The 3,630-nt window shown below is 37.9% G+C and carries 3 protein-coding genes and 1 pseudogene; all 4 read right to left on the bottom strand.

What is annotated here, in order from left to right; genetic code table 11:
- Positions 1–246: 246 nt before the first annotated feature.
- On the bottom strand, positions 247–597 hold the full coding sequence (locus ACKI2P_RS11775) for a hypothetical protein (protein ID WP_407377785.1): 351 nt from the start codon (positions 595–597) through the stop codon (positions 247–249).
- A gap of 248 nt (positions 598–845) precedes the next feature.
- Positions 846–1,391: an adenylate kinase family protein gene (locus ACKI2P_RS11770; protein WP_407377783.1), complete on the bottom strand. Its 546-nt coding sequence runs from the start codon at positions 1,389–1,391 to the stop codon at positions 846–848.
- 20 nt (positions 1,392–1,411) lie between these two features.
- Complete coding sequence (locus tag ACKI2P_RS11765; protein ID WP_407377782.1) at positions 1,412–2,506, bottom strand: OBG GTPase family GTP-binding protein; 1,095 nt, start codon at positions 2,504–2,506, stop codon at positions 1,412–1,414.
- A gap of 56 nt (positions 2,507–2,562) precedes the next feature.
- Positions 2,563–3,630 (bottom strand): annotated as a pseudogene (locus ACKI2P_RS11760) (peptide transporter); the annotation flags it as partial.

Below are 3,630 nucleotides of genomic sequence, written 5' to 3'. Positions count from 1 at the left end.
TTCATTTTTAGAAATTCGTTTTTTTAACTCTGCAAGTACCTCATCATCAATATCTAAACATATTTTAACCATAATGCCACGACACAAACAAAAATAGTTTTTCACAAAAATCTAAAAAAGAAAGAATTATTAACCAATCCTTTCAAAACCCCTGATTTTTGGTTATAATCATCATTTTAGAATCAAACCTTTAATATATGAATAATCTAAAAAAATCATTTTATCCTCAGGGAGTGTTTTAAATTTTTAATCGAACATGTTAGTGATCCTATCTAAAATATCATCACCTTCAGGTTTGTCATGTTCAAGCAAATTCCAGATTTTGTCTCCATCGATATCATCCGGAATTTCTTCCATTTTGCCCAATGCATCCCATAAAACTTCATTAATGACTTCAAATGGAGTTTTATTAGAACGTCTACATTTTATATTAACTTTTTCCATCACTTCATCACTAATAGTTACTGTTGACATATTATCAAGTCCTTGCTTAATGAATTTACAACACAAATCTGAATAACTAGATTTATAATTTAAAGCTTGTTTTTTCAAATCTTCAAGTAGCTTTTCATCAATATCTAATGTAATTCGCACCATAGTATCACATGATTACAATTTAAAGCACTTAAAAGATTTAATGTTGCAACTTTTTTAGTGCTTGAACTAGCTAGAACAATTATTTTAATATTGAACTCCAACATATATAAATATTTTTGGAATACACAAAAGCACAAGTGTGAAATATAAAAAAAGAGAAATATAAATCAATTATTGACCTAAATAATAAAAATTGTTATTATTTAGGAAAATTGCTTTCATAATAAAAAATTGTTGTGAAAAAATAATTATGAATTTGAAATCAGCCAGTCCATGAAGTCAACTTCACCGACAGGATATGTTTTCTCACCGGAAATTATGCCTGAAAGCCCATCTACAATCCCATCAACTGTCAAGTCGCTTACATCGATTTCTGAGATTTCTTCACCATAGATATCATAGGCTTCGACTGTGCAGACCCCCATAGCTTCGGCTTCAAGGTTTTCACGGATTTTAGACTCTGAATAGTTACGCCCTTCAAGTCTTGAGCGCAGAATCTCAGGTCTTACCCTTAAAACAATCACCTTATCGGCACCGTCACACAAATGGGCCAGATGTCCTTCAAAAATAAGAAGCTCATCACTATCACTAATTATCTCAGCCACCTTCTCATTCAATTTGGGAATGTCAATGACCTTATAGCCTTTCTCATCATCAATTCCCAAAACGAAATCGTTTTCAATTGCCAAATCATTAATCTTAATCAGCCTGCAGCCTAGTTTAGAGGCTAGCCTTTCGCTGACTGTGGTTTTTCCGGTGCATGGAGTGCCTGTTATAAAAATAGCTTCGCTCATAAAAATCAAAAAAGTAAGAATTATTTTTTCAAAATAACTCTTAAAACATCTTCATCTTCAAGTACGTGGTCCGGACCGACCTTCTGACCCGGAAACTTAACTGAGGTTCCCCAGATTTTTGCATGGCGGAAATTTTTCACGAATTCCCTGTGCAGTTTTCTGCAGGCATCAATAACAGTTGAACCTTTCTTGATTACCAGCGGATCTTCCATGTCCGCTTTTCTTCCCTGTGGTTTTAGGTATACACGAACCAAATCAAGATTGTCGAATATCAAGTCTTTCAATTCTTCGATATTGGTTTTCTTATCTGCAGAAATCGGAATGAATTCCGGAATGTATTTTTTAAGCTCTTCAATGTATGCGTCATCTACAAGATCCACCTTATTTAATAGAATCAGCATCGGAACGTATGATTTATTTCTGTCGAGAACATCAATAAACTGATCCATTGTCACATCATCCCTGAAAAGAACGTCCGCATTAATATATCCGTACTCGTTCAGGATGGACCTTATTGTCTTTTCATCAAGGTGTGTCAGAGGACAGGTTGATGAAACGTTTACACCGCCCAACTTTTTACGTTTGACTGTAACGTCAGGAGGCTGTTCGTTAGGCCTGATTCCAATGGCTCTCAATTCATTGAGAATTACCTTAATGTGTTGTGGGTTTAAAGTATCGAGGACAACCAAAATCAAATCGGCAGTTCTTGCAACAGATAAAATCTCCTTACCTCTACCTTTACCGCTGCTTGCTCCGGTAATGATTCCAGGAATATCGAACACCTGTATTTTAGCATTCTTATGCTCCATGACACCAGGAACAATATCCAAAGTAGTAAACTGATAGGCGCCGACCTTACTTTCAGCGTTGGTTATCTCATTTAAAAGGGTGGATTTTCCAACAGACGGAAATCCTACAAGAACGACAGTCGCATCACCGGACTTTTTGACATGAAAACCCTGGCCTTTGGATCCTCCGCTGCTTCTTTGCAGAGATTCCTCTTTCAATTTTGACAATTTTGCCTTGAGTTTACCTATGTGATGTGAAGTTGCCTTGTTATAAGGTGTCTTTTGAATTTCCTCTTCAATATCTTTAATTTTCTCTTCAATACCCACTTTATATCACCATTTAAAAAAAATAAAAAAAGTTTTTTAGATTAGGAAAACCTAATCTAAGTGTTTGTTGTGTTATTGTTTGAACTTCCTGAACCGCCACCGGCGACAGTGTTGTCAAAGTTTACATTAAACAGCATTACACCGCTTTCCATGTGGACGTTCTGGAAGATGTCCTGATTTGCTCCACCTAAGAGGAACAATTGAGTAAACATTGAATTGGATAACTCATTACTCATGACGATTGTAGTGTACTGGTTATCGTTACCCATCAGGAACAGAGTGAAGTTAGCATCTTTTACGCTACCTACTGACTCGTTTTTCATGACATAACCGTCTTCGATGACGATGATGTTTGAAATGTTCAATGGGTTGTATGTAGTGTTGTTAATCTCAATGTGTTCACCGTTTTGGTTGAAGTATGCATCGGTATAACCTGTTGTAGTATTGTTTCCTGTTCCTCTTGAAAGAACAGCATCGATTGTCATACTGCCGTCGTTAATCAGCTGGACTTTAGCAGTGCTTCCAGGTTTCAGCTCGACCTGCTGGTTAGGCATGTAGTAGTTGTAGTTTTCGGATGTCTGGTTATCGAAGTCCCATGCACCGAAGTATGTCCACCAACCGGCTTTTGTAAGCATATCTGAAGATGCTACAAATATTACCGGACGAACTTTGTCAGGGTGGGTGTAATTGACTACTTCCCTGGCCTGATCGGAAGTCAAGTGATACTTGCTTGTCAATGTCTTTTGAGCATCATCCGCTGTTCTCGGAAGAATATCAATCAGTATGTCAGTTGCCTGACCGCTGCTGTTGGTATAGTTAATCAAGGCGGTCTGTGCTAATGTTCCGGTTGAATCCAGCATTCTGAAAATACCTGCAGAAAGCTCCAGATTACTTGTAGTCATGGCCTGACCCAGCCAGAATGCCCGGTCACCAGACTGTGAACCCCCATCGAATGTTACCTGTCTGTCGGCAGCAATCTCAAAGAGGTAACCGAAGTCCCACCAGGATGTGATGACTGTTGAATTGTCAGTGTTCTGGTTAATCCAAACCATTGAATTCCACATCGGATCGCTAGTACCCGGAACTACCTGGTGTGCAGTGACATATGCGCCACAAACGGTAGG

The organism is Methanobrevibacter sp., assembly GCF_045541095.1.
Taxonomy (GTDB): Archaea; Methanobacteriota; Methanobacteria; order Methanobacteriales; family Methanobacteriaceae; genus Methanocatella.
The sequence above is the reverse complement of the archived record's forward strand: the minus strand, read 5'-3'. Positions and strand labels throughout refer to the sequence as shown.

Bases quoted from the DNA above. Each gene is read 5' to 3' on its own strand.
- ACKI2P_RS11775 (WP_407377785.1), bottom strand. From the start codon at position 597: ATGGTGCGAATTACATTAGATATTGATGAAAAGCTACTTGAAGATTTG.
- ACKI2P_RS11770 (WP_407377783.1), bottom strand. From the start codon at position 1,391: ATGAGCGAAGCTATTTTTATAACAGGCACTCCATGCACCGGAAAAACC.